Origin of the sequence: Pseudomonas sp. MF6394, assembly GCF_002018845.1 — a bacterium.
GTDB classification, from domain to species: domain Bacteria; phylum Pseudomonadota; class Gammaproteobacteria; order Pseudomonadales; family Pseudomonadaceae; genus Aquipseudomonas; species Aquipseudomonas lactis.
The window spans coordinates 24,457-48,761 of sequence record NZ_MVOJ01000019.1 but is presented as its reverse complement, the minus strand read 5'-3'; the positions used below and the strand labels follow the sequence as shown (position 1 = coordinate 48,761).

At 59.0% G+C, this 24,305-nt stretch carries 20 protein-coding genes; 10 read left to right on the top strand and 10 right to left on the bottom strand.

Translation table 11 applies throughout. The annotated features are described in order from the left end of the window. Positions 1–34 precede the first annotated feature (34 nt). Positions 35–904: an isocitrate lyase/PEP mutase family protein gene (locus tag MF6394_RS19440; protein ID WP_078467326.1), complete on the top strand. Its 870-nt coding sequence runs from the start codon at positions 35–37 to the stop codon at positions 902–904. 64 nt (positions 905–968) lie between these two features. Here MF6394_RS19440 and MF6394_RS19435 read toward each other — a convergent pair whose 3' ends face one another. Together MF6394_RS19435 and MF6394_RS19430 are read right to left on the bottom strand one after the other, a co-directional pair. Next, entirely contained in the window at positions 969–1,823 is an 855-nt protein-coding gene (locus tag MF6394_RS19435; RefSeq protein ID WP_153046025.1) for a hypothetical protein, read from the bottom strand. 108 nt (positions 1,824–1,931) lie between these two features. Then, complete coding sequence (locus tag MF6394_RS19430) at positions 1,932–3,362, bottom strand: PIN domain-containing protein (RefSeq protein WP_161952174.1); 1,431 nt, start codon at positions 3,360–3,362, stop codon at positions 1,932–1,934. A gap of 241 nt (positions 3,363–3,603) precedes the next feature. On the opposite strand from MF6394_RS19430, the gene MF6394_RS19425 reads away from it, so the two are divergent. The 3 genes from MF6394_RS19425 (at position 3,604) to MF6394_RS19415 (ending at position 7,741) form a co-directional block, all read left to right on the top strand. Then, positions 3,604–4,584 carry a putative phage abortive infection protein gene (locus MF6394_RS19425; protein ID WP_078467323.1) on the top strand — a complete coding sequence of 327 codons (981 nt, stop codon included), beginning with the start codon at positions 3,604–3,606 and terminating at the stop codon, positions 4,582–4,584. 70 nt (positions 4,585–4,654) lie between these two features. Beyond that, complete coding sequence (locus MF6394_RS19420; RefSeq protein WP_003191178.1) at positions 4,655–5,035, top strand: RidA family protein; 381 nt, start codon at positions 4,655–4,657, stop codon at positions 5,033–5,035. Positions 5,036–5,761: 726 nt separating this feature from the next. Beyond that, positions 5,762–7,741 carry a peptidase U32 family protein gene (locus MF6394_RS19415; RefSeq protein WP_078467322.1) on the top strand — a complete coding sequence of 660 codons (1,980 nt, stop codon included), beginning with the start codon at positions 5,762–5,764 and terminating at the stop codon, positions 7,739–7,741. A 44-nt stretch (positions 7,742–7,785) separates the two neighbouring features. Here the strand turns inward: MF6394_RS19415 and MF6394_RS19410 are convergent, their stop codons facing one another. After that, positions 7,786–8,694 carry a DMT family transporter gene (locus tag MF6394_RS19410; protein WP_078467321.1) on the bottom strand — a complete coding sequence of 303 codons (909 nt, stop codon included), beginning with the start codon at positions 8,692–8,694 and terminating at the stop codon, positions 7,786–7,788. 108 nt (positions 8,695–8,802) lie between these two features. Between MF6394_RS19410 and MF6394_RS19405 the strand changes: the two genes are divergently transcribed. From MF6394_RS19405 to MF6394_RS19395, 3 genes are all read left to right on the top strand, one after another. Beyond that, the gene (locus MF6394_RS19405; RefSeq protein WP_032897385.1) at positions 8,803–9,246 is read left to right on the top strand and encodes an Lrp/AsnC family transcriptional regulator; all 444 of its coding nucleotides are present in this window, start codon (positions 8,803–8,805) and stop codon (positions 9,244–9,246) included. Between the two features lie 217 nt (positions 9,247–9,463). Beyond that, positions 9,464–10,810, top strand: coding sequence for a cation:proton antiporter (locus tag MF6394_RS19400; protein ID WP_078467320.1), 1,347 nt, complete (start codon positions 9,464–9,466; stop codon positions 10,808–10,810). Between the two features lie 55 nt (positions 10,811–10,865). Next, the gene (locus tag MF6394_RS19395; protein ID WP_047710833.1) at positions 10,866–11,213 is read left to right on the top strand and encodes a helix-turn-helix domain-containing protein; all 348 of its coding nucleotides are present in this window, start codon (positions 10,866–10,868) and stop codon (positions 11,211–11,213) included. Here MF6394_RS19395 and MF6394_RS34950 read toward each other — a convergent pair. The 3 genes from MF6394_RS34950 to MF6394_RS19385 all read right to left on the bottom strand — a co-directional run bounded on the left by MF6394_RS34950 (position 11,204) and on the right by MF6394_RS19385 (position 12,193). Next, positions 11,204–11,338 carry a hypothetical protein gene (locus MF6394_RS34950; protein ID WP_003191171.1) on the bottom strand — a complete coding sequence of 45 codons (135 nt, stop codon included), beginning with the start codon at positions 11,336–11,338 and terminating at the stop codon, positions 11,204–11,206. The two genes, MF6394_RS19395 and MF6394_RS34950, sit on opposite strands and share 10 nt — an antisense overlap. Before the next feature lie 11 nt (positions 11,339–11,349). Then, a complete protein-coding gene (locus tag MF6394_RS19390; protein WP_069558133.1) occupies positions 11,350–11,562 on the bottom strand; it encodes a hypothetical protein in 213 nt (70 codons plus the stop codon). 85 nt (positions 11,563–11,647) lie between these two features. Beyond that, entirely contained in the window at positions 11,648–12,193 is a 546-nt protein-coding gene (locus tag MF6394_RS19385) for a hypothetical protein (RefSeq protein ID WP_014718415.1), read from the bottom strand. 407 nt (positions 12,194–12,600) lie between these two features. On the opposite strand from MF6394_RS19385, the gene MF6394_RS19380 reads away from it, so the two are divergent. Both MF6394_RS19380 and MF6394_RS19375 read left to right on the top strand, forming a co-directional pair. After that, positions 12,601–14,010 carry a circularly permuted type 2 ATP-grasp protein gene (locus MF6394_RS19380; protein WP_032897394.1) on the top strand — a complete coding sequence of 470 codons (1,410 nt, stop codon included), beginning with the start codon at positions 12,601–12,603 and terminating at the stop codon, positions 14,008–14,010. A gap of 2 nt (positions 14,011–14,012) precedes the next feature. Beyond that, positions 14,013–14,963, top strand: a complete 951-nt coding sequence (locus MF6394_RS19375; RefSeq protein WP_044273752.1) for an alpha-E domain-containing protein — start codon at positions 14,013–14,015, stop codon at positions 14,961–14,963. A 103-nt stretch (positions 14,964–15,066) separates the two neighbouring features. Here the strand turns inward: MF6394_RS19375 and MF6394_RS19370 are convergent, their stop codons facing one another. Both MF6394_RS19370 and MF6394_RS19365 read right to left on the bottom strand, forming a co-directional pair. Further along, positions 15,067–17,328, bottom strand: a complete 2,262-nt coding sequence (locus MF6394_RS19370; protein ID WP_078467319.1) for an ATP-dependent DNA helicase — start codon at positions 17,326–17,328, stop codon at positions 15,067–15,069. Further along, the gene (locus tag MF6394_RS19365; RefSeq protein ID WP_078467318.1) at positions 17,325–18,971 is read right to left on the bottom strand and encodes a VRR-NUC domain-containing protein; all 1,647 of its coding nucleotides are present in this window, start codon (positions 18,969–18,971) and stop codon (positions 17,325–17,327) included. The genes MF6394_RS19370 and MF6394_RS19365 overlap by 4 nt, the downstream gene beginning before the upstream one ends. A gap of 189 nt (positions 18,972–19,160) precedes the next feature. On the opposite strand from MF6394_RS19365, the gene MF6394_RS19360 reads away from it, so the two are divergent. After that, positions 19,161–19,385, top strand: a complete 225-nt coding sequence (locus MF6394_RS19360; RefSeq protein ID WP_003191162.1) for a YgdI/YgdR family lipoprotein — start codon at positions 19,161–19,163, stop codon at positions 19,383–19,385. 121 nt (positions 19,386–19,506) lie between these two features. Here the strand turns inward: MF6394_RS19360 and MF6394_RS19355 are convergent, their stop codons facing one another. Beyond that, positions 19,507–20,931, bottom strand: coding sequence for a polyurethane esterase (locus MF6394_RS19355; RefSeq protein WP_078467317.1), 1,425 nt, complete (start codon positions 20,929–20,931; stop codon positions 19,507–19,509). 180 nt (positions 20,932–21,111) lie between these two features. Then, entirely contained in the window at positions 21,112–24,219 is a 3,108-nt protein-coding gene (locus MF6394_RS19345) for an autotransporter outer membrane beta-barrel domain-containing protein (protein WP_078467315.1), read from the bottom strand. Between the last annotated feature and the right edge of the window lie 86 nt (positions 24,220–24,305).

The following is a 24,305-nucleotide window of genomic DNA, read 5'->3' as shown; positions in this document are numbered from 1 at the left end:
CGTCACTTGACGATGACCAAAGCCAGGAAAGACCATGCCCAAGATTTCTCACTCAGCGCTACGCCGTAATTTCCGTGACCTGCTGGCAACGCCGATCTGCGTTGAAACCGCCTCCGTATTCGACCCCATGTCTGCCCGCATCGCGGCCGACCTGGGGTTTGAAGTGGGAATCCTGGGCGGCTCAGTCGCCTCCCTGCAGGTGCTGGCGGCCCCCGATTTTGCGTTGATTACCCTGAGTGAGTTCGTCGAGCAAGCCACCCGCATCGGCCGTGTGGCCCAGTTGCCGTTCATTGCCGACGCCGACCACGGCTACGGCAACGCCCTGAACGTGATGCGCACCGTCGAAGAACTGGAACGCGCCGGCGTTGCGGCGCTGACCATCGAAGACACGCTCTTGCCCGCGCAATTCGGGCGTAAATCCACGGACCTGATTTCCGTCGAAGAGGGCATCGGCAAGGTCAAAGCCGCCTTAGAGGCGCGTGTCGACCCAGAACTGTCGATCATTGCCCGTACCAATGCCGGTGTACTGCCTACTGCCGACGTGATTGCGCGTACCAAGGCCTACGAAAAGGCCGGCGCTGACGGCATCTGCATGGTCGGCGTCAAGGACTTCGACCACCTGGAGCAGATCGCAGAGAACCTCAGCGTTCCCCTGATGCTGGTGACCTACGGCAACCCGCAACTGCACGACAGTGAGCGCCTGGCCAGCCTGGGCGTGCGCATCGTGGTAGCCGGGCATGGCGCCTACTTCGCCGCGATCAAGGCCACCTACGACAGCCTGCGTGCCCAGCGTCAGCTGACTCACAGCACCTCGAACCTCAGTGCTACGGAATTGACCCACACCTATACCTTGCCTGAGAGTTATGTAGCGTGGGCCAAGGAATTCATGGACGTAGATGAATAAACGTTCGCTTATGGAGGAGTGAGTCAACCTGTGCCGGTTTCCGGCGCAGGTCTTCGGTAATTTTCTATAACGTTTCGATCACCTGATCAGGTGATAACACATTGGTTGGTACGCCAAGAAACTTATAGGCAGCCTTGCATTTTTCGCGAGATTTCTCATCATCAATTACATAGAGATTAAAGTATGACGCATATACCGCATGGGTAATATCGTGCATTTCCGAGCGATATTTTTTTATGGGATCCGGGTAATATCTTTCGCGAATCAAACATTTTATAACCGCTTCTATCATCGCTTGTACGGCATCATGATTGCCTTTCAATAATTTGATAGAGCCTTGTGGATCGTCAACTTCAATAAATGGTGATTGTTTAGAAATACCTGTTGCCATCCTTGCATAGTCATGCCCATTATGAAATATGCTAAAATACTCACCAAGGATGCTTGATTTTACAGGTGTTCGCCCCAGCAATTCTTGAGCATCGTAACGATTCACTGTACCGGGCACTCTGCCATTCGCTTCTTGATTGGCAAGGGTTGTAAACATTTGTTGACCGCCCTCTGCACGGTCATTGAGAGGTTTATAGTTTTCGATCACCCGTTCATAGCAGTATTTAGGGTGCTCTTTGCATAAAAAAGCACCAAACTTTCCCTCTGTGCGTATTTTTCGTAACCCTCGGCGTGAATTCGGAAGAATTTCGAAGTTTTTGGTGAGCGCCGACAGTTTCTTGAGCTCTGCCATCACGACATCCTCCGAAAGACCACTTCTTTGAACCGGCACGGAAAATTCCTCTATATGAGCAGGACTGTATACGGGTTGATGTCCGATTTTTAGCAGTTTTTCGATTGCAGCGGTCGCTATTTTACGCCCCTTGAGCCACTCGACTATCACGCCATGATCGCAATAAACAAACTTCATTATGCCCTCAAAAAACATTTATATTAAAGTACATTTATATTAAAGTAACGCCTTTGTTGCAGAACGCTTTTTACGCACCACCACAACTACCCGATCTTGTTTCTGGAATTAAAGTACGATCGCTCTCGCCTCTTCGAATGCATCAGTTTCTTCGATGAGCACCTTGATGTTTTGAGTTTTCTTCAAGGGTTCCGCGAGGTTTGTCGCACTGATGGTCACGTGCAGAGCTCCCTCACGGCCTTCGAATTCGGGCGTATAGCAAACACGCAAATCAAAAAATTCGTCGTCTTCCTTATGCCTCCACTGATCACACTCAAATTCGGCGCGTAACACTGGAAATTTGGGGCGTTTATTTTTCCAGAAAAATTTATTGGGATCGCGTACAAAATCTTTTCTGAAAATAGATGAGTCAAATCGAGGTACATCATGAACTCTGGCCAGCGTGGCATATGTCTGAGCGTCACGGTAAGGATACTCACTCACCCATCTACCCTGAGGTACCCCAGGTGGAGGTTTCAAACTCAAGGGCTCGGCCTTTTTTTCTTCCTCATCTTCGGTCGGTGTCGCCATTAACGCCAAGTGGTCGCCTGTAATCTCGAAGATCACCAAGACATTATCTGCAGGCCTAGAGCCAATATTGGCAAGCACCGTAGAAACAATGTGAACTTCTTCTTGACCGTTGAGCTTCTCATGGGCCTTTCTAAAAAAATCCGTGCAACTTTCGATCCATTGTGTGTATCTGACTTGATATTCGTTGATTTCCTGTTCAGTGACTGGTACGAAACGCTCTACCGAGGGATGACCAAATGGGGACGATCTTCCTTCACGCTGAGCCGCTACCTTTGAACCAAAATCAGTTTGCAGTGGGTGCCGAGTTTTGAGTAACCGCAACAGTTCTGCAATCTGAGTATCAGTGAGCGGGAGGCGTTTCTGCCTGACAATCTCCCAAGGCGTATCGGGAAAAGAAATCGTGCATTGAGGCTCCGCCGCTTGAAGACGCTTGAGCTGCCCCTCTAACTCCTTGATCCGCTTCTGCTCTTCGTCATTTTCACTGTTAAGTAACCAAGTTGACGGCACGCTTTTGTAAGGAACGCCCACGCTCTTGGCGCTCAGAAGCGGCCCCGTGTCGAAGGACAAAAAGAGCACCTGGTGATCGTTAGCTCGTTGATAGGCATGCACGATTCCTACCAAAAGATCATCGGCGTGACTGTAATTCAGTACATCGACCAACTCATCCGACGGTTCCAAGTTTTGGCCTAGCGCCAGAACAACAGCCGGGCCAGAACCTTGCGTGTCAATCACTACTTCGTCATTGGTGAGAAAACCGGTGAAGAGCCCATTAGCAAGTCGAGCGCGTTTAGCCAGTCGGCCGCTCGCACCTTTTTGTCGGTCAACTTCAGCGATGACGGGCCTTGTAACCACAAGGACGATTTTCTCGTAGTCTCCTAAATCGCGCCAATCCAGCGTGCCAAGCTGTCGGCATTGCACGAATACGTTGGTATCAGGAACAACGTAAAGTGTCTTGATTGAGTCATCCATAACCGTTTCCTTGCTGTTAGACGATGAACGCACCTGCGATGGAATGACCTGCTGCCCTACTGCCACTGGGACGAGGCGCTGAAAAGTCGTGGAGGTATTGCGTTCAGAATCATGGCATTCTAATGGCATTTCGGCAGAGAGCAACCGCCGAGCGGCCCATTAGACCGCCGCCCTATGGTCTGGTGTCCATGGGCAGCCCCCTCTTTGATATAGATATTCAAGCTGATACCAAGGAAGCAAAATGAAGAAGATTTCGGTTTTTTTTTACAGTAATGACCTATCAACTCCAACATCACCGCCCAGCCTGCATATAAAAAGAGTACTCGCTACCAGTTTTTCATTAATTCTACTTACCGTTTTTTCATACGGTACCTTTTTAATAGTAAAAACGTGGCCTATTACAGAGTATTCAATCGCAAAAGCAGGAACTTTTGGCGATAGCTTTGGCGCATTGAATAGTCTGTTTACAGGTTTGGGATTTGCTGGCCTGCTGGTGACCATATTCTTGCAGCGCGAAGACCTCAAACTTACCAGAATGGAGTTATCGGAGACTCGCTCCGAAATAAAACTGCAGAGCCAAACTTTCAGGCAACAACAATTTGAGGAGTCTTTCTATCGCCTACTGTCCCTATACCGCGACAACCTAGACCAACTATCCATAAAAGTGTCGGCCAACTCCCCCATTCGAATACAAGGTATTGATGCCCTTAGCAGCAAGCAGCAGCAATTTGACGAAAAATGCAAACCGCAGCGGAAAGTTCCTTTTCCTTCCCGCGCGAGCGAGGTTGAAAAAGATGAGTTTATCTATGAGCTATACAGCCTGTGCCATAGCCATTTCCGCTCCCAATCCAGGTATATGGAAACACTCAACTCAATACTCCTGCTTATTCAGGATGATTGCTTTTCTGCTGAAAAAAAAGAGCATTATCTTAATATACTTTCCTCTCAATTCACCACCTACGAAATAAAATACCTTTTTTACCAAGCCTTCATCAATCCCAAGTACCATGTGTTGCGCGCCACGCTCTCAACTTCGCCCTCATTTCAATCTCGTTTTTGTGTAGATAGCATTCCCTCATCTCACTATGAAAGTTTCGAGTACTTGTGGAAAATTGTATTCACGCGAGACCATGCCAACAGCGATCGGCTTTTCTCGAACGAAAAATTTACAGCGGCCCATTCACGAATCGCCAAACGGCGTCAGCAACAAGCCCAAAAATAACGCACGTTTGCCCCAAGCGTTTTTTTCACCGACCATGGCGCCTTTCTGTTCCTGCCAACACGAGGTGCCCATGGCCAACCACGACCTGTCCTATACCCCCGACCCAGACGCCGATTCCATCTCCTCCGACGTGATCGGCTTCAACGGCATCCTGGTCTCCACCCAGATTCCCACCCGTGCCGATGGCAGCCTGGAGCTGGGCGATATCACCCAGCAAAGCGAGTGCACCCTGCAAGCGCTGAAAGTCGCGCTGGAAAAAGCCGGCAGCTCCATGGACCGGGTTATGCACTTGACTATTTACCTCACCGACATGGCCGACCGTGCCGCGTTCAACGAAGTCTACAAGCGCTTTTTCGCCAAGCCCTGGCCAGTGCGGGCGGCCGTGGGCGTTGCGGCTTTGGCGGTGGAAGGCATGCGCGTGGAAGTGACGGCGATGGCTGCCAAGGCTTGAATCTGTGGCGCCGTTAGCGCCGATCTGATCGGAATGTCGAACGCGGTCAAAAAGGTGGGCTTGCCTGCGGTAGCGGTGGTGAATGTTACATCGCCATCGCAGCATAGGTATCTACACAACTGTGCAGTTCGCCGCAGCCCCGTAACCACGATGCGAAGCGAGCCGCTCTTGATCTTGATCTGCTTTTGATCTTGATCTCAGGCGCCCCGTTAAACCACGCTGGCCGGAATTCGACAGGGATTTGGGGGGTAAACCGGCAGGGATGCCGGTTTAGCCGCCCCGCGCCATGGATGGCGCGTGGCGGCGGCCCCCCAAATCACTGGCGGATTACGGGCACACCGAGCCCAAGCGAGGTGCCGAGTGGGGGGGCGAGGACCTTTTGGTTACTTTTGGGTCCTTCCAAAAGTGACCCGCTGTCAGAGCGGAACCCTAGGTGGCCGTTACCGCAGGAATGGATATGTACTCGGTATAACAGTGTCGCCTGTCAGGTCGTCATCGCAGGCAAGCCAGCTCCCACATTTGGAACGCGGGGCATCAGGTCGATAGAGGTCGGCTGTCAGGCCGTCTTCGCAGGCAAGCCAGCTCCCACATTGGGTCTTCGTTGCGTTGAGTAATGCGTTCGCTTAACGGGCTTGCATCAGGCCCGACAGCCCTGCGGTAGATGCCGCCCAGGCATTTCGCGGCTACAATGCGCGCCTCAACCGTGACAAGCCTGACTAAAAAACTATGTCCTTGCCCAAGCATCACCTGGAATTGCTCAGCCCTGCCCGCGATGTCGCCATTGCGCGCGAGGCTATCCTGCACGGCGCCGACGCCGTTTATATCGGCGGGCCGAGCTTCGGCGCCCGCCATAATGCGTGTAACGAGGTGAGCGATATCGCTCAACTGGTGGAATTCGCCCGCCGTTACCACGCCCGCGTCTTCACCACCATCAACACCATCCTGCATGACAACGAGCTGGAGCCCGCACGCAAGCTGATCCATCAGCTCTACGATGCCGGTGTCGATGCGTTGATCGTGCAAGACCTGGGCGTGATGGAGCTGGATATTCCGCCGATCGAGCTGCACGCCAGCACCCAGACCGACATCCGCACCCTGGGCCGGGCCAAGTTCCTTGACCAGGCTGGTTTCTCGCAGTTGGTATTGGCCCGCGAGTTGAACTTGCAAGAGATCCGCGCCATTGCCGATGAGACCGATGCGGCCATCGAGTTCTTTATCCACGGCGCCCTGTGCGTAGCCTTCTCCGGCCAGTGCAATATCTCCCACGCGCAAAATGGCCGCAGCGCCAACCGTGGCGACTGCTCCCAGGCCTGCCGCCTGCCCTACACCTTGAAAGATGACCAAGGCCGCGTGGTTGCTTTTGAAAAGCACCTGCTGTCGATGAAAGACAACAACCAGAGCGCCAACCTGCGCGCATTGGTCGAAGCGGGCGTGCGTTCGTTCAAGATCGAAGGCCGCTACAAGGACATGGGCTATGTGAAGAACATCACCGCCTACTACCGCCAGCGCCTCGACGAGATCCTCGAAGACCGCCCGGACCTGGCCCGCGCTTCCAGCGGCCGTACCGCGCACTTCTTCCTGCCCGACCCGGAAAAAACCTTCCACCGTGGCAGCACCGACTACTTTGTCAGCGACCGCAAGATCGACATCGGCGCCTTTGACACCCCGACCTTCACCGGCCTGCCCGTGGGCACCGTGGAAAAAGCCGGCAAGCGCGACTTGCAGGTGGTCACCCATGAGCCGCTGTCCAACGGCGACGGTCTCAATGTGCTGATCAAGCGTGAAGTGGTGGGCTTTCGCGCCAATATCGCCGAGCCCAAGGGTGAGTTCGAAGAAGACGGTGAGAAGCGCTACCGCTACCGCGTCGAGCCCAACGAAATGCCGGCCGGCCTGCATCAACTGCGCCCCCATCACCCGCTCAATCGCAACCTAGACCACAACTGGCAGCAGGCCCTGCTCAAGACCTCGGCCGAGCGCCGTATCGGCTTGTCATGGGTCGCGCGCCTGCGTGAAGAGCAGCTGCAAATCACCGCGACCAGCGAAGAAGGCATCAGCGCCAGTGTCACCCTGCCCGGCCCGTTTGGCGTGGCCAACAAGCCGGAACAGGCGCTGGACACCCTGCGCGACCTGCTCGGCCAGCTCGGCACCACCGAATACCATGCCACCCGCATCGAGCTGGATGCGCCGCAGGCGTTCTTCATCCCCAACTCGCAGCTCAAAGCCTTGCGCCGTGAAGTGATCGAAGCGCTGACTGCCGCACGCGTCGCCGCGCACCCACGGGGTGGGCGCAAGGCTGAAACCTCGCCGCCGCCGGTTTACCCCGAGGCGCACCTGTCGTTCCTGGCCAACGTTTACAACCAGAAAGCCCGGGACTTCTACCATCGTCACGGCGTAAAGCTGATCGACGCGGCCTTCGAAGCCCACGAAGAAACCGGCGAAGTGCCGGTGATGATCACCAAGCACTGCCTGCGTTTCTCATTCAACCTGTGCCCTAAACAGGCCAAGGGCGTGACCGGGGTGAAGACCAAGGTGGCGCCGATGCAGTTGATCCACGGCGACGAAGTGCTGACCCTGAAGTTCGACTGCAAACCTTGCGAGATGCACGTGGTAGGCAAGATCAAGGGGCATATCCTCGGCCTGCCGCAGCCCGGCAGCGCGGTGGAGCATTTCAACCCGGAAAACCTTATCTACCAAGGCACGCACTAACCCTCATCTGACGCCGCGTTTCCCCCCGATGCGCTGCGTCATCGTTAACCTTGTTCGCGAGCAAGCTCGCGCCTACCGAGGTTGCGGGGCCACCACCAGCCCCGCTGCAACCCCGCCGCTGCCAGCAGAATCGCCGCCACGCCCAGCCATTGCAGCCACCCCAGGCGATGCCCGAACGCAATCCAATCCACAAAGATCGCTGCAATCGGGTAGATGAACGACAGTGCGCCGGTAATGGCGGTCGGTAGTTTCTGGATCGCGCCATACAGCAGCACATACATCAACCCGGTATGCACAACCCCCAAGGTCAGCAGCGCAGCCCAGGCATTTGTGGACGCAGGCAAGCCATTCCAGGGTACCAACGGCGTTAGGAGTACCGCGCCAGTGGCCACCTGGATCAACGCCATCAAATGCGGCGGTACTTCCTTGAGGCGCTTGATGATCAACGCAGCGATCGCATACAAAAATGCCGCGCCCAGGGCCAGCGCGATGCCTACCAGATAATCACCGCCACCCGTCTGCTCGCCATGGGCGGTGACAATCGCCAACATGCCCAGGAACGCCACGCTCAACCACGCCAGTTTCTGCACGGTGATCTTCTCACCGAGAAACACCGCCGCCAGCATCACCAACATAAACGGCTGCACGTTGTATACCGCGGTGCTGATAGCGATGGATGCCCGGGAATAGGATTCAAACAGCAGCAGCCAGTTGCCGACAATGGCCACGCCGCTGAGCACGGCCAGCCCCAGTTTTGCCCAACTGAGCAGGTCTACACGCAGGTAACCCAGCCAGGCGCACACCAGTAACAGTGTCAGCGCGCCGATCACGCAGCGCCAGAACACCACCTCGATCACCGACACGCCAGACACCAGCACAAACCAGCCAATACTGCCCGAGATCAGCATGGCGGCGACCATTTCCCACGACCCGCGACGGATGGATGAATCCATGATTGAAGCTCCTCAAGTGAAGCTCCAGTATGGCAATCTGTCCGCGACGGCTACAGCGTCTAAAAAAGGCAAAACCCCTAATTCACCTTTTCTTATTAGGCACAAACCATGATCGACACCATCGACCAGCAATTGATCGCCGCCTTGATGGACGACTCGCGGCTGTCCCTCAAAGCCCTGGCAGGCATCACCGGGCTGTCCTCGCCCAGCGTCAGCGAACGCCTGCGCCGCCTGGAGGAACGCGGCGTGCTGACCCACTACACCGTCGACATCGACCCCAAGCACTTCGGCTACCTGTTGCAAGCCATCGTGCGCATCCGCCCCCTGCCCGGCAAATTGCAGGAAGTGGAGCGCCAGATCCAGGCGATCCCCGAGTTCACCGAATGCGACAAGGTCACCGGCGAGGACTGCTTCATCGCCCGCCTGCATGTGCGCACCATGGACCAGTTGGACAGCCTGCTGGACCGGATCAATGGGTATGCCGAAACCAACACGGCGATCGTAAAGAAAACCCCGGTGAAACGGCGCCTGCCGCCGCTGGGGGATCGCTAAGGTGCCATGCCAAGGGCGTGTCATGACCAAACACAGTCAAATGTGGGAGCGGGCTTGCTCGCGAATACAGGGTGTCAGTCACCGACTATGTTGACGGGTATACCGCATTCGCGGGCAAGCCCGCTCCCACAGAAGCCACTTCAACCCGTTGATTGTTTGAACCCGCACTTGGCCACGGCCCTCCAACCTGAATGAACCACGGCCGGGTGCACGCACAATGACTTTCATTCTATGGTTGGCCGTATTGGGCGCGGTGCTGCTGACGCTCGCGCTCACCTCCTCCTACCTGCGCTGGATGCCAGTCACCACCTCGGCGGTGTGCCTGCTGCTGGGTATCGCCATCGGCCCGTTGGGCGTGGACCTGCTGCATCTGGACATCAAGGGTTCGGCGCGCTGGATGGAGCACCTGACCGAAGTGGCGGTGCTGTTTTCGCTGTTCGTCAGCGGCCTGAAACTGCGCCTGCCACTCAGGCATCGCACCTGGCGCATCGCCTTCGGCCTGGCCGGCCCGGTCATGCTGCTGACCATCCTCGGTACCGGGCTGTTACTGCATTACCTGCTGGATCTGTCGTGGGGCGTGTCATTGCTGGTGGGCGCGATTTTGGCGCCGACCGACCCAGTGCTGGCGGGCCTGGTTCAGGTCAACAATGCCCAGGACTACGACGCGCTGCGCTTCGGCCTGTCCGGCGAAGCGGGGCTCAACGATGGCAGCGCCTTTCCGTTTGTGATCTTCGGCCTGCTGTTCATGCAACACGGCGGCTTCGATGGTGACTGGGTCGGCGGCTGGGTGCTGAAAAACCTGGTGTGGGCGGTGCCGGTCGGGCTATTGATCGGCTACTGGATGGGGCGAGGTATCGGCCGTGTGACGTTGCGCCTGCGCCTGATCAATGCCGACAGCACCCTCTCGCCCAATGATTACCTGACACTGGCATTGATCGCCCTCGCCTATGTGAGCGCCGAAGCCGTGGGCGGCTTTGGCTTCCTGTCGGTCTTCGCAGCGGGCCTGGGGTTGCGTCAGGCCGAGGTGAAGTCCACTGGCAACGCCCAGACACCCGCCGAGCACCTGGCGCAACCGGTGGTGGGCCACCTTGAAATCGAGCCCGAACAAGCCTTGCATGGCGACGTCAGCCACCTGAAAGACACCCAGATCGCAGCAGGCGTGATGATGGGCGACATGCTGGCCTTCGGCAGCCTGGTGGAGCGGGCCATGGAGGTGTTCCTGGTAACAGTCTTGGGCATCGTGCTGGTCAGCCACTGGGAGTGGCGCGCGTTGGCGGTAGCGCCGCTGCTGTTCTGTGTGATTCGCCCCGCCAGCGTATTCGCCATGCCGTGGGGCCGCCTGCTGGACCGTCGGCAACGCAGCCTGGTCAGTTGGTTCGGCATTCGTGGGATCGGCAGCATTTACTACCTGTTTTATGCGCTCAACCATGGGCTGGTGGGCACCAGCAGTGCGGTGGCAGTCAACCTGACGCTGTCGGTCATCGCGTTGAGCATCCTGGTCCATGGCCTGAGTACTCAGCCGATGCTGGTGTGGTATGAGCGTCAGGCTGCGCAAAAAAATTGAATCCTGCACCGCGCCGGGGTTTCAAACAGTCAGGACCTACAGTGCGAGTCAGCCAATGAAAAACATCGCCCAACGATTGCTTGAGGAACGCCAACGCCTGGGATATTCGCAGCAATACCTGGCACAGGCAGGCGGCGTGACCACGCGCGAGCAACGTCAATATGAACTGGGCGAAGACCTGCCCCATGCCGACTACCTGGCAGCCTTGGCCGAGCATGGGGTGGATGTGGTGTATGTGATCACCGGCAAGCGCAGCACGGTGGTCAATATCAGCCGCGATCAGGCGCAGACGCTGATCGATAACCGCGTGGTGGGTCAGGAGGTGTCGCTGGACGGCGGGGCCGAGGAGGAAGTCTACTTCAAGCTCAGTAACCCCTCGGGCCCGCCGCCGGATCAGTCCTGATTTTCAGTGTTGCCAACGTCCGCCGCTTCATCCAAGTCGTTCAGCGGTACCTCGGCATCGTCCATCAACGACCCCGGGTCTTCGTTGCCGGGGTCGTTGAGTTCTTCGTCCAGTTCTTTTGACATGTGCGTCTCCTCTAACCGCCTTGAGTATCGATATCGGCATCGGTTTCAGGCTTGTGCTCGCGCTCAGGCTTGAAGTCTGGACTGTAGTCGTTTTCCTTGGCCTTTGGGTCGCTCGCAGGCGTTGGATCCTTGGGCGCATCGGCGGCGGTGCCAGGGGCAGGCTCGCCGCCGTCGATCGCGGGGTCATTGCGATTGTTAGTCTGTGGATCATTAGACTGGGTCATGAGGCACCTCTTTGCAGGCCGGTAAAAAATCTGTACCGCATAGAGGTAAGGCGTCATGGCCACGGCTGAAGTTCCGTTCGCTTGCTCAGCGCAGCGGGTTGTCCACCTGGATATAGAACGCATAGATGCCCAACACCAGCCAGAACACCATGAACAGCCATGGCGCACGCATGGAAAACAACAGCGACTTGCGATAGCCCTTGTGGCTCGACTCCACCTCGGAAAACAGCGGCGACTCATCGTAGGCCATGCCCATCACCGGTTCGCTGCGCAGCAATTCGCTTTGCTTGTAGTGCCAGTGGTCGATGATTTCATACGCCGCACGGATACCGGGCCAAGCGTTCAGCGAGCTGAGAATACCCAGCGAAACCAGGAAGATCGGCACCACCAGCGTGAACAGCTTGCCCCATTCCGGGTTGAGGTTACCCATGCCGGAAACAAAGGCAATCACCAGGAAGGATTGCGCCGTCAGGTAGGCGTCGGTGCGGTTGGCCAGGATGCTGGTTTCGTACTGAATCTCGCGCCGGTAAAAGTCGAGGCGGTCCTTGGGCGAGCCGAAAATCTTTGCGTTGTGTTCGCTGTGGTCGTTCAGGGCCGCTTCCGGAGTGTGGGGGGAGATGATTCTGGACACGACGGTGCTCCACAAGGTGACGAAACTCCTTAGAAGAATCGGGGCCTGGTGAAGTTCAAGTAGGTTCACGCACCAATTCAGGGCGACCACCGCCCTCTGTAGGAGCGAGCTTGCTCGCGAAAAACGTCAACGCTAACGCGGGCTGCCTGATTAAACGCGGTGCCGGTGAGTTTTTCGCGAGCAAGCTCGCTCCTACAGGGGATTAATGGCATTCCGGCACAGGCATTGCTTTATCCATTCACCACCCCGAAAACAGGAGCATGCGTTACCCCCCGACCCAGAGCCGCCCCCATAAGAAAGTAAGGACCAGGTCTGTTGGCACCTTCAGCCACGGGCTCATAAAAACATGCGTTTTTTTAAGCGGCAGTGCCACCCCAAGCCACACTGGGCACTGACAAGGTACTGGAATGGCTCGATCTTTCTTTGATGAAATGAATGACGCAAACGGCGTATGCCGTGCGCACTATCAGGACTTCTCTCGCTGGCTGGCCAACACGCCGCCGGAACTGCTGGCCCAGCGTCGCCGTGAAGCGGATTTGCTGTTCCATCGCGCCGGGATCACCTTCACCCTGTATGGCGACGAGCAAGACACCGAACGCCTGATTCCCTTCGACATCATTCCCCGCAGCATCCCCGCCAGTGAATGGAGCCTGATCGAGCGCGGCTGTATCCAGCGGGTTAATGCATTGAACATGTTCCTCGCCGACATCTACCACGACCAGCGCATTATCAAGGCCGGGATCATTCCCGCCGACCAGGTCCTGGGCAATGAGGGCTATCAGAAGGCCATGGTCGGTCTTGACCTGCACCGTGGCATCTACTCGCACATCTCCGGCGTCGACCTGGTACGCGACGGCGACGGTACCTACTACGTGCTGGAAGACAACCTGCGCACCCCCAGCGGCGTGAGCTACATGCTCGAAGACCGCAAGATGATGATGCGCCTGTTCCCGGAAGTGTTCGCCAAACAGCGCATTGCGCCGGTGGATCATTACCCTAACCTGCTGCTCAAGACCTTGAAGAGTTCCAGCCGCCTGGACAATCCCAACGTGGTCGTCCTGACTCCAGGGCGCTTCAACAGCGCCTTCTTCGAACACGCGTTCCTTGCCCGGGAAATGGGCGTGGAACTGGTGGAAGGCGCCGATCTGTTCGTGCAGGACCTCAAGGTGTTCATGCGCACCACCGACGGCCCCAAGGCCGTGGACGTGATCTACCGGCGCATCGACGACGCTTTCCTCGACCCCCAGGCGTTCAACCCCGAGTCAATGCTCGGCGTGCCCGGGCTGGTGGCGGCTTACTGCGCCGGCAATGTGGTGCTGGCCAACGCCATCGGCACCGGCGTGGCTGACGACAAGTCGATCTACCCCTACGTACCGGCCATGATCCGCTTCTACCTGGACGAGGAACCGATCCTGCAGAACGTGCCGACCTTCCAATGCCGCAAGCCCGATGAACTGTCCCATGTATTGGCCAACCTCGAGCAGTTGGTGGTCAAGGAAACCCAGGGCTCCGGCGGCTACGGCATGCTGGTGGGCCCGGCGTCGACGGCCGCCGAGATCGAGGACTTCCGCCAGCGCATCAAGGCGCGTCCCCATGCGTATATCGCCCAACCGACCCTGAGCCTGTCCACCTGCCCGACCTTTGTCGAAAACGGCATCGCACCCCGGCACATCGACCTGCGGCCCTTCGTGCTCTCGGGCAAGGAAACCCGCCTGGTGCCCGGAGGCTTGACCCGCGTGGCGCTGAAGGAAGGCTCGCTGGTCGTCAACTCGTCGCAAGGCGGTGGAACCAAGGACACCTGGGTGGTGGAGGGCTGAGTATGCTGAGTAGAACGGCTGCAGATCTGTATTGGATGTCGCGCTACCTGGAGCGTGCCGAGAACCTGGCACGCATGCTGGAAGTCAGTTATTCGCTGTCCTTGATGCCCCAGGCCGGGCGCAGCGATGGCTTGGACGAATTGGCGATGTCGTTGCTCAGCAGCGGCACCCTGGACAACTACCTGGAACGGCACCAGACCCTGGATGCCGAGCGCATGTTGCACTTCTTTGCCCTCGATGCAGAAAACCCCGCGAGCATTTACAACTGCCTGCGCGCCGCCCGAGGCAATGCCCATGCGGTACGCGGGCGCATTACCGCCGATATGTGGGAAAACCTCAACGCCACCTGGCTGGAAATGCGCAGCATCGCCGCCGGCGGCCTGGCACGGCATGGCATCAGCCACTTCTGTGATTGGGTCAAACAACGCTCACACCTGTTTCGTGGCGCAACCTCGGGCACCATCATGCGCAATGACGCCTACCGCTTCATTCGCCTGGGCACCTTTGTCGAGCGCGCCGATAACACCCTGCGCCTGCTGGATGCACGCTATGAGATGTTCGGCGAAGAGTCTGAAGAAGTCAGCGACCTGTCGGCACGCGGTTATTACCAGTGGAGCGCCCTGCTGCGCGCGTTGTCGTCGTTCGAGGCGTATACCGAGCTGTATCCGAATGCCTTGAATGCACGCTCGGTATCCGAGCTGTTGCTGTTGCGCAGCGATGTGCCCCGTTCGCTGCATGCCTGCATCGAGGAATTGAGCCATATCCTGGCCGACCTGCCCGGCAGTTATGGGCGCACGGCGCAACGCCTGGCGGCGGAGTTCGAGGCGCGGCTGCGGTACACGGGGATTGATGAGATTCTGGAAGATGGGCTGCATACTCGGCTGACAGAATTCATCGACACCGTGCGTGAGTTGGCGCGGGAGATACAAAGCTCCTACCTGGAAGTGGTCTAACACACACCTGTAGGAGCGAGCTCGCTCGCGAAAAACTCACCGGCGCCGCGTTTATTCAGAAAACCCGCGTTATCGTTGCCGTTTTTCGCGAGCAAGCTCGCTCCTACAGGGGGTTGATCGCCCACCAACGTGGGAGCAACTGGCGTACCCGCGATTCGCCAAAGCGGTCGTCGATCAGCATCACCACTCCGCGATCCTGCTGGCTGCGGATCACCCTCCCCGCTGCCTGCACCACTTTCTGAATACCGGGATACAGGTAGGTGTAGTCATACCCCGCGCCAAAGACCGCGCCCATGCGTGCCTTGATCTGTTCATTCACCGGGTTGAGCTGCGGCAAACCCAGGGTGGCGATAAAGGCACCGATCAGGCGCGCTCCGGGCAGGTCGATACCTTCGCCAAACGCACCGCCCAGCACCGCAAAGCCAATGCCCTGGCTGTGGTGGGTAAACTGGTCCAAAAATGCTTGGCGCTCGGCCTCGGCCATGCCCCGCGCCTGCAGCCACAACGCAATCTGTGGGTGCCGTTCGGCCATTAACTGGGCCACCTGTTGCAGGTAATCGAAGCTTGAGAAAAACGCCAGGTAGTTACCCGGTTGCGCGGCGAATTGCCGGGCGAGCAGTTCCACAATGGGTTCCAGCGACGCCTGGCGATGCACAAACCGCGTAGAGATGCGGTCAACGATGCTGACCTGCAATTGCTCGGCCTTGAACGGTGACGCCACATCAACCCAGGCGGTATCCGCCGGCAGGCCCAGCAAGTCCGCGTAATAATGGCGCGGGCTCAGGGTCGCGGAAAACAGCACGCTGCTGCGTGCGGCGGTCAGCCTGGGCCGAATGAACTCGGCCGGCACTACATTGCGCAGGCACAGGGTCGAGCTGCTGCGCTTGGCGCTGAACTGGCGTTTAGTGATATCGAAGATAAAGTGTTCATTGAACAGCTCGGCCACTTTGGCCCATTGCAGCGCGTCGAAGTAGAAGGCTTGCAAGTCACCGCTGAGGGCTTCGGGGTGGTCGTTGAAGTAGTCGCCCATGGCGCTGGTGCACAGGCTCAGGGCCTGGAGCAGTTTGTCTGGTTTGGCCGCGTATGCCTGATACGGCGCGAGTTGGTCCTTGTGCAACGCATTCCACTCGCGGTTCAAGCGCTGTAAGGGCTTCTTCAGTGTCTCGGGCGCGCTCTCGCGCAAGGTCTTGAGGCTGTACTGGTCCAGGCTGGCGCTGTACATCGAGCGCGCCCGGTCGACCAAGTTGTGCGCCTCGTCCACCAGCACCGCGACGCGCCATTGGTTGAGCTGGGCCAGGCCGAACAGCATGGCGCCAAAGTCGAAATAATAGTTATAGTCGGCGACGATCAGGTCGCTCCAGCGCGCCATTTCCTGGCTCAGGTAGTACGGGCATACCTGGTGGGCCAGCGCCACGTTGCGCAGGCTGCGCTGGTCGAGCAAGCGCACCTGGGACGCAGCCTGGCGAGCGGCAGGCAGGCGGTCGTAAAACCCCTTGGCCAACGGGCAGGAGTCACCGTGACAGGCTTTGTCCAGGTGTTCGCACGCTTTGTCCCGTGCCACCAGTTCAAGCACGCGCAGTGACAGCTCGGGGCTGCTGTCGTACAGCACTTGGGCGGCATCCAGGGCCAGCTTGCGCCCGGGCGTCTTGGCGGTAAGGAAGAACAGCTTGTCCAGTTGCTGCGGCGCCAGGGCCTTGAGCAGCGGGAAAATAGTGCCGATGGTCTTGCCAATGCCAGTGGGCGCCTGGGCCATCAGGCACCGGCCCGTAGTCACCGCTTTGTAGACCGACTCGGCCAAGTCGCGTTGCCCGATACGGAAGTCGGCATGGGGAAACGCCAGGTTCTGCGCAGCGGCGTTGCGTGCGTCGCGATGCTGCATCTCTTGCCGCGCCCAGTCCAGGAACAGCGCGCATTGCTGATTGAAGAACTGCTCAAGGCCTGGCGCCTCGAATCGCTGGTTCAGTACGGTTTCGCCTTCTCCGACGATATCGAAGTACACCAGCGCAAGGTCAATGTGATCGAGCCCGAGTTTCTGGCACATCAGCCAGCCATACACCTTGACCTGGGCCCAGTGCAGTTGCCGATGGTTGGCGGGTTGAGCAGCGAGATCGCCACGGTAGGTTTTGACTTCTTCCAGGCGGTTGGCGTCAGGGTCGTAGCCGTCCGCCCTGCCCCGCACCTTGAGCTGCTGGTAGTCACCCTCCAGGGCAACCTCGTGCTGATAATGCGCGCTGCGCCGGGACGCCACCGTACGATGGCCGACAATGCCTTCCTGGGCGCTGGGCGACGGCGTAAAGCGCAGGTCGAGGTCGCCGACCTTGGCGGTGAACTCACACAGCGCCCGCACGGCCACGCTGTAACTCAAGCGGGTTGCTCCGCCCAGCGCACGTAGCAAACGGTGACCGGCATCTGGTATTCACCGCAGAACGCCAGCCAGCGCAACTGGTTGTCCTGCAGGCGGTCGCCGGGGCCCTTGACCTCGATCATGCGATAGGTGTTTTGCGCCGGCCAGAACTGGATAAGGTCCGGCATCCCGGCCCGGTTGGCACGGATATCCTGCAACAGGCGCGTGAACCAATGACGCAAGTGCTCGGCGGGCAGGCAGGCCAGGGCTTGCTCCAGCAGTTCTTCGCTGAGCAGGTTCCAGAACACGAACGGCGACTGAATGCCCCATTTGTCCACATAGCGTTGGCGGATGCTCGCCTTGTAGCGACCGTCCTCCAGTTGTGCAAAACACGCGGCAAACAAGGCTTCACGGCGCTGATAAAAGTCCTCGCTGTGCAAATCCGCCGGCCCACGCTGGAACGGGTGGAAGAACGCCCCTGGCAGCGGTGCGAAAATCGCTTCCCAGCACAGCAAGCCAAACAGCGAATTGATCAGGCCATTCTCGACGTAATGCACCGGCGCATCCGGTTCACTCAGGTGCGCCAGCACACAGGACTCCACCGACAGCAGCGGCTCCTGCACCAGCGCCAGGTCCAGGCGCGCCACCGCTTGGGGCTTGGCCCTGGGCAGCGCCGGCCCGCCAAGTTTGCGGCGCAGGCGCGGCACGACGCGCAGCAGGTGTTGTTGTTCCGCTGCGTTGTGGGGGGCCTGTTGCGCCTCGCTCGCCAGGGCCATGGCTTGGGCGTAATCTTCCTGGCGCTCCAGTACACGGATCAGCCGCGCCCGCGCACCGGGATGGGTGCAATTGCGGTAGATCTGTTCAGCCAGTGCCAGCTCGGCGCAACGTTCGCAATACTGGCCGATCTGGAACAGCAGCTTGGCGCGGCGCTTTTCCAGCCAGGGGTTGTCGGTACACAGCGTGGCGACCTGCGCCAGCACCGTATCCACTGCCTCACCGGCTTCAAAAGCTTGCTGGCACTGGTGCAGGAACACAAACCCATGCACGTCGTCGCGGCTGCGTAAACCGCGAGACTCAGCGCAGAACTCGACTTTTTCATAGGTGTAGATGCCGAGATCTGCCAACACGAATTCCGACCAGTCCTGGTGCAGGTTGCCGAAGAACATCAGGCGCAGGCGATCACACAACTCCATGACCGTCAGGCTATACAGCACATCGTCCACGTCGGGGCACCACTGGGCAAAGCTGCGCGGTTCGCTAAATTGCGCGGCCAAGGGTTCAAGCCAATCGGCCTTGTTGCCCTTGGGTTGATCGATCCAGGGTTTGAAGGCGCCGAGCAGTTCACTTTTTTGCAGCAGAGCAAACAGGGTGGCAAACGGCAGCGGGCTTTGATCCTCTACCCATCCCAACTCCCGCAATGGCCCTGCCGCCGCATGAGGGCAACCGATTTCCAGGTAATGGAGCCTGGCAGCGCGAAAATGCACGCCCTTGCGCATCACCATCCGCACCAACAACGCCTGGGAGGCCTGGGGCAACCTGTCAAATTGCTGAATGAAATGCTGTTCGTGCGCGTCGAGCAAATCGGCATAGCGCTGCCCCAACCACACCAGCACTTGGCGGAAGTTATGCAGGTAATACAAGGGGTCTTCGAGGGGGTTGGCCATGGCGCAAAGCAATCAAATACTGGTTATGCATACAGAGTGCCGGGGCAAAGCGGTTGTTGCAATCAGTAATAGATAAATGGCGCCTGCAACTTTTTGCAAAAAAACAATCTGATGAGGGGGTTGATCAAGTAATATTTATGGCCGCGCAGCCAGACGCTGCGGGACTTTTCAGGGTTAAAGGTAAGGGTTATGAACATGAAGAATTTGGGTCTGCCACTGGTTGCACTCACTTTTCTGGTATTGGCCGGTTGCTCCACGCAAACCGTAGTGACCTTGCAGAATGGCACGCAATATTTGACCAAGGACACGCCTAACGCCAAGACGGCCGACGGCTTCTACGAGTTCACCGATATTGCCGGCAAGCGTATTCGTATAAAGGCCGATGATGTGGCCACCGTGCGTAAGGAAAAATGATCATCTAGCAACACCCCATCAAATGTGGGAGCTGGCTTGCCTGCGATAGCGATTTGTCAGTCACCGCATGGCTGTCTCGACCGCCGCCATCGCAGGCAAGCCAGCTCCCACACCGAATACGTTAGCTGATGACTATCCCCTCCCCCGACAGACTGCTCACCCCCACCAGCGTCACCGAATCCGTACCAAAGCTAATGACGGTATCCCCGCCCACCACCTTGGCGTGATCGCGGTAATCGGTGCTGCCCGCCACGTCGTTGAACACCAGCTTGTCCGTCGCCTGATAGCCAATCACCCGGTCATTGCCAAACTGCCCGCTGAACAAAAACGTGTTATGCCCGCTGCTGTCGCGGATCGTGTCATTGCCTTTGCCGCCTTCGATAAAGTCTACGCCCCTGCCGCCCTTGATCAGGTCGTCACCGTCGCTGCCGATGATGAAGGTACTGCCCTTGTGCGTCTCGGCATTGCGGTTGAGGTCTTGCACCCAGGTGGTGGCCCGTGCCGGGTCGGACAGGTTGGCGACGATCACCGTCGAGTCGCGGGTCATCTGCTCGTAGAAGCCCGAATCGAGGATGCGGGTCATGCCGTCGCCGTAACCGGTGGGCAAGTGCGAGACCCAGGTGGGCAGGTTGAGGATGGAAAACGGCAGCACATTCCACAGGGATGAGGCGTAATGGTCGTTGAAGCTGACGATGTTGTCGGTGCTCGACTCGTGGGGTTTGTCGTGCACGCCCAGGGACGACAGGTTGAATGACGAGCCATCCAGGGCGCGGAACACCGGGTCGTTTTCGTAGCCAACGTTAAGCACCTTGTCGCCGGCGCTTTGGGTCGGCGAAGCATAGGCCACGTAGTTGGAGTCCTTATAAAACCCTGACCAGGTGCTGTCGCTCAAATCGGCCATGCTGTTGACCGCCAGCCCCCCCAGGCTGTGGCCGCTGACCACGACGTCATTGCCGCTCAGGCCCTGGGCACTGGCATAGTCCGCCACGTTCTTGAGCAAGCCGCCAAAGGCTTCCCCCGCGTAGTTCTTGGCGTAATCCTTGGGCCCGAAGGCGGCGAGCAGGTCGCTGATCACATCGCCGATGGAATCGGTGATCACACTTTCCCGAGGCCCCGAAGTGCCGCGAAAACTGATGCCGATTTCCAGCAGCTTGCCAGCGTCATCGTACTTGCCCAGCACCTCGGCCTGCGCCGTGCCGTAGCCGAATTTTTCGCCAAAGAAGGTGCCGCGCGCATCGACCTTGCCGCTGTAGCCCAGGGTACTGGCGCTGATAGGCGTCCAGCCGGCTTTCTGCACCGCGTCGAGGGCGGCCTTTTCCGAGTCGGGGTTCCAGGGGATGCCAGGGATGACCCCTTGGGCGTTGCTGCCGCCAATCAGCGCGCTGACCAGCGTGGCGGGCAAGCCCAGGCCGAGGCCGTTGTTCTGGTAGCCGACGGCAAAGCCGTTATCCAGGTTGTGGTAGGAATACAGCGTGATCGCCATGGCATCGGCGAACAGCGCCTTGGAGTCCTCGGTACCGAGGTTTTTATAGTCAAAGATACCCATTGGTAGTGCCTCTCTGTTGTTGGATTTGTAGAGAAAGCCAAAACACCTGTTATCCGTTACCACCTGTAGGAGCGAGCTTGCTCGCGAAGGTCGTCAACGATGACGCGTTCTACCTGAAGGAACGCGGCGCACTTGAGTTTTTCGCGAGCAAGCTCGCTCCTACAGTGGTTTTTCAAAGCTTTAGAACGCCCAATCCAGGCTCAAGCCAACGCCGTGCACCTTCTCTTTGCTGGCCAGCAGGCCGTTGTAATCGAAGTTCACCCGCGCATCCTTACTCAAGGCCAGGCTGACCCGGGCCCCGACCAACGCCGCATCGCGCACCATCGGCGCACTTTCCACCGTGAACGACGGGCCGCCCGAGGCAAACGCCAGGTGCTGCTCCGAATCGGTGCTGCTCAGGTTGTGCTGCCAGCCCAGGGTGCCGGAGACTTCCAGTTGCTGATGGTCGTTGATATTGAAGGTCTTCAAGGCGCGCATACCCAGGGTGCTGAGCACCAGGTCACGGCTGTCGTCGCCACTTCTCAGCGCGGCGGCGTCGCCCTTCTCTTTGAAGCTGTCAGTTGCCAGGTGCACGTAGGCCAGGTTGGCGAACGGCTCCAGGGCCAGCGGTTGCAGGTTGATGCGGTACGCAGCTTCGGTGAACACCTGGGTGCTGTGGGCATCGACCTTGGCCTTTTGCTTGCCGCTGACGTCGCCGTATTGCAGGTCGCGTTTGACATCGGCGCGGTGCCAGCTGTAGGTCGCGCCGCCACTCAGGCGCCAGGCGCCGATTTCATGCCCGGCATAGGCGCCGAAATGGTAGCTGTCGACCGAAGCGCGGCTGTGGGTGCCGCTGCCCATGTTCAGCGACGTGTCGCTGTAGCCGGCCACCAGGCCAATGCGTGTGGCCTCATCGAGGGCGCCGTCCACACCGGCGAGCATGCCGCCGATGGAGGTGGTGTAGCCCGCGGTGTCGTTGCGGCTGTCGGTCTTGCCCCATGCGCCCAGTGCCTTGACCCACACGTTGCCACGGCTGTCGATGGCTTGGCTGGCAGCGCCCATTTCACCGTTGCGCAGGCGTTCGCCCACGGCTTCGCGCACGTAGCGGCTGTCATTGACCAGCGCGGTTTCCAGCGCCGGGTAAACCTCCCCGCTCAGTTGCTGGAACGCGCCCTGGGCCGAGGCGGCCGTGGGTGCCAGCAGCAAGCTTTCATACACACCGTTGCCCGCGCCCAATTGCTCGACGGCGGCGGCCACGGCGCGCTGGTTCGGCGTGGCGGCCACACTGGCGAAGCTGTTGGTGCGTGCCACATCCAACTGCACACCGTTGGCGGCGTAGTTCAAGGTGCCCCCGACAAACAGGTAGTTGGGCACCACTGCCGCGAAGCTGCCGGTGACGCCACCTGCCGCTTGCAGGATGTTGTACTGGCGGCCGATCAGGCTTTGGGCCTGGGTGGCACTCAACAAGGTCGGGCTGTTTTCCAGGGCCAGGGTCACGGTGCCGCCGTTGAGGGTGGCCGCGCCGCCGGCGACGATGCGATCGCTGCTGGTGGGCGACAGTTCTACCGCGTAGGTCGAGCCCGGTTCAAAGTTGACGTTGCCCGCCACGTTCAAGGTGCCGATGGAATTGCCCGGCGCCACGGTGCCGCCGCTGTTCGCGCTCAGCGAACCGATACGCCCCGAACCACCGACCACGCCGCTCTGGCTCACCGTGACGTCGGAGGTAACCGAACCATTGATCGCCAGCAAGCCCTGGTTGACCCGCGTCGGCCCGCTGTAGGTGTTGGCGCCGGTGAGCACCAAGGTACCGATGCCCTGCTTGGTCAGGCCGCCATGGCCCGAGATGTCGTTGCTCCACACATCCCGGCCGCAGTGCAGGTCATCGCACACACGCTGGGTGGGTTTGCCGGCATCCACCACCGCCCCGAGACCCGGCAACTCCGCGACGAACTGGCCGCTGCCGTAGGCACCGTCGATACGGAACTCGGCCGGGATATCTTCGGCGGTGATAAACATCCCTGGGCCGTTGACCGCCTTGCCCAGGTTGATCATGCCCCAGCCGTACAGCGAGTCGATGCCCGGCGCGCCGAGGTCGGTGGCGGTGGTCTTGAGCACAGTGGAGATCTGGTCACCGCTCATGTATTGGAAGCGTTCCATCAGCACCGCTGCGGCGCCTGCCACGTGGGGTGCGGCCATTGAAGTGCCGTTTTTGTTGGCCCAGTCGGTGGTGAGGTTGCTCAGGTCGGTACCGTTGATGATCGAACTGTAGATCTTGGTGCCGGGTGCCGACACGCAAAAGCTCGCCGCATAGCCACAACGCGAGGAGAAAGTACTGATCACATACGGATCGGGGCTTGCGGTATTCGGGTTCTGCTGCAGGGCCGCGACGGACAGCCAGTTAGGCGCGATCTCTGGCACAAAATACGCAAGGCCGGAAATCGCATCCGGGTTGTTGAGGTTGTAGTCATTGCCTGCGGCAAAGATGGTCAGCACACCGCTGCGGGCCGCGTCGATGGCGCCTTGGTACGCACCACCTGCGAGGGTGCCAAGGATCGGCCGGATGGTATTGAACTGCGCCTGGGCCTCATTGACGGTGAAGTTGGGGAACGCCGGATCACGACCCCCTTTGGCGTACTGATCACCGATGCCGATGCCCCAACTGTTGTTGATGATGCGTGCGCCACTGGCGACCAGCCCATCCCAACCGGCCTTGTACACGGCGCCATCGTTGCCAAGGATGATCCCGTCTTCCGGCCCCGGGTCGCCGTTTTCGGCGGTGAGGATCTGTGCGTTGAACGCCACGCCATGCATCGGCCCGCCATCGCGGTTACCGGCCGCAATGCCGCCGACGTGGGTGCCGTGGTTACCCAGTTTGCCGTTGGAGTCCTTGGACGGCGTGCCGTCGTAGCGGAACGCGTCGCCGGCCTTCACCGGGATATACGGGTCGGTGTATTGGCGAATGCCCTCGGTGACAATCGTCACCACCTTGTCAGGGCTGGCGAACTCCGGGTGCTGGGCGTACACCGGCTGGTCGAAGATCCCCAGCTTGACGCCCTTGCCGGTATAGCCAGCCGCATAGGCGGTGTCGGCGTGCACGGCGCCCAGGCCCCAGTCGGCCTTGAACTCATTGCTGCGCCAGCTGGCGGCGTCGCCCAGTTTGCCGGTTTCCACATAGGGTGCAGCCTGGGCGGTCCCCAGGCTTGCCAGGCAACACAACAACGCGCCATATGGCACGCAGCTCAGCGCCTTGAGCGGATAGCCCGGGCCTGTGTGGATGGCGGTAGTTAACCCTGACTTGCGTTTTTTCACGGTGACCTTCCTTAGTTTTCTTATTGCACGTGTGTAAATCACTTACTCCAGAACAACGCCGCTTCAATGTAGGAGCGAGCTTGCTC

Excerpts from the sequence above, each read along its gene's own strand:
- MF6394_RS19440 (WP_078467326.1), top strand. The coding sequence starts at position 35 with ATGCCCAAGATTTCTCACTCAGCGCTACGCCGTAATTTCCGTGACCTG.
- MF6394_RS19435 (WP_153046025.1), bottom strand. The coding sequence starts at position 1,823 with ATGAAGTTTGTTTATTGCGATCATGGCGTGATAGTCGAGTGGCTCAAG.
- MF6394_RS19430 (WP_161952174.1), bottom strand. The coding sequence starts at position 3,362 with ATGGATGACTCAATCAAGACACTTTACGTTGTTCCTGATACCAACGTA.
- MF6394_RS19425 (WP_078467323.1), top strand. The coding sequence starts at position 3,604 with ATGAAGAAGATTTCGGTTTTTTTTTACAGTAATGACCTATCAACTCCA.
- MF6394_RS19420 (WP_003191178.1), top strand. The coding sequence starts at position 4,655 with ATGGCCAACCACGACCTGTCCTATACCCCCGACCCAGACGCCGATTCC.
- MF6394_RS19415 (WP_078467322.1), top strand. The coding sequence starts at position 5,762 with ATGTCCTTGCCCAAGCATCACCTGGAATTGCTCAGCCCTGCCCGCGAT.
- MF6394_RS19410 (WP_078467321.1), bottom strand. The coding sequence starts at position 8,694 with ATGGATTCATCCATCCGTCGCGGGTCGTGGGAAATGGTCGCCGCCATG.
- MF6394_RS19405 (WP_032897385.1), top strand. The coding sequence starts at position 8,803 with ATGATCGACACCATCGACCAGCAATTGATCGCCGCCTTGATGGACGAC.
- MF6394_RS19400 (WP_078467320.1), top strand. The coding sequence starts at position 9,464 with ATGACTTTCATTCTATGGTTGGCCGTATTGGGCGCGGTGCTGCTGACG.
- MF6394_RS19395 (WP_047710833.1), top strand. The coding sequence starts at position 10,866 with ATGAAAAACATCGCCCAACGATTGCTTGAGGAACGCCAACGCCTGGGA.
- MF6394_RS34950 (WP_003191171.1), bottom strand. The coding sequence starts at position 11,338 with ATGTCAAAAGAACTGGACGAAGAACTCAACGACCCCGGCAACGAAGAC.
- MF6394_RS19390 (WP_069558133.1), bottom strand. The coding sequence starts at position 11,562 with ATGACCCAGTCTAATGATCCACAGACTAACAATCGCAATGACCCCGCG.
- MF6394_RS19380 (WP_032897394.1), top strand. The coding sequence starts at position 12,601 with ATGGCTCGATCTTTCTTTGATGAAATGAATGACGCAAACGGCGTATGC.
- MF6394_RS19375 (WP_044273752.1), top strand. The coding sequence starts at position 14,013 with ATGCTGAGTAGAACGGCTGCAGATCTGTATTGGATGTCGCGCTACCTG.
- MF6394_RS19365 (WP_078467318.1), bottom strand. The coding sequence starts at position 18,971 with ATGGCCAACCCCCTCGAAGACCCCTTGTATTACCTGCATAACTTCCGC.
- MF6394_RS19360 (WP_003191162.1), top strand. The coding sequence starts at position 19,161 with ATGAACATGAAGAATTTGGGTCTGCCACTGGTTGCACTCACTTTTCTG.
- MF6394_RS19355 (WP_078467317.1), bottom strand. The coding sequence starts at position 20,931 with ATGGGTATCTTTGACTATAAAAACCTCGGTACCGAGGACTCCAAGGCG.